This is a genomic window from Pseudomonas sp. Fl5BN2, from assembly GCF_009908205.1.
Taxonomy (GTDB): Bacteria; Pseudomonadota; Gammaproteobacteria; order Pseudomonadales; family Pseudomonadaceae; genus Aquipseudomonas.
Genome location: NZ_JAAARL010000059.1, coordinates 1 through 727, shown reverse-complemented (window position 1 = coordinate 727; position 727 = coordinate 1). Strand labels below are relative to the sequence as shown.

Annotated in this window: 1 protein-coding gene; it reads right to left on the bottom strand. The window is 62.2% G+C overall.

The features are described 5' to 3' along the window. Positions 1–727, bottom strand: a 727-nt coding sequence (locus tag GV819_RS32545; RefSeq protein ID WP_161760115.1) for an RHS repeat domain-containing protein, incomplete at both ends; no start/stop codon positions are given.

Here is a 727-nt window from a genome sequence, read left to right as displayed (position 1 = left end):
TGTCGCCTTGCTGTTGGGCCAGTGGGGTGATGCCGCCCGGGGCGTAGCTCCAGCGGGTGGCGTGTTCGAAGGCGACGCTGCCGTCGGCGTAGATCGGTGCGGCTTCGAGCAGTTGTTCGCCGCTCCATAAATACTCTTCGCCCACGCTGTGTCGGGCGTCGTTGGCGTAGCTGAGGTTACTTTGGGTCAGGTTGAACTTGCGCAGGCGGCGGCCAAAGGCGTCGTATTCGTAACGCCAGTGTTCGTTGCTGGGGGTGTAGAGGTCGGTGAGGCGGTTGTCGCTGTTCCAGCGGTATTGCCAGCGCTGAGGGCGAAAGCCGTGGCGGTGGAGGATTTTTTCGGCCAGGCGGCCGCAGGCGTCATAGCGGTAGCGATTGGCTCCGTACTTGATCACGCGGCCGCCTTTTTGCTCGGCCTTGACGCCCATGCCCTTGGCGCTGTCGATTTGTCCTTCGCTGAGCAGGTTGAGGGCGTTGTCGTAGCACCACTGTTGTGGCTGGCCCTGGCCCAGGTGGGCGGCGATCAGTTGCTGGTTGGCGTTGTAGCGGTATTGGCTCTGGCCCCAGCGGTTGTCGTCGATCTGGATCGGGTTGAAGGCTTTGTCGTAGCGGTAATGGCGTTCGACAAAGGAGCCCGCTGCTCCGCCGGCCTGTTGTTCGGTCAGCAAGCTGAGTCGGTTGTATTGCTGTTGTAGATTGAAGCCGGCGGCGCTACTGCGCTGGATGTC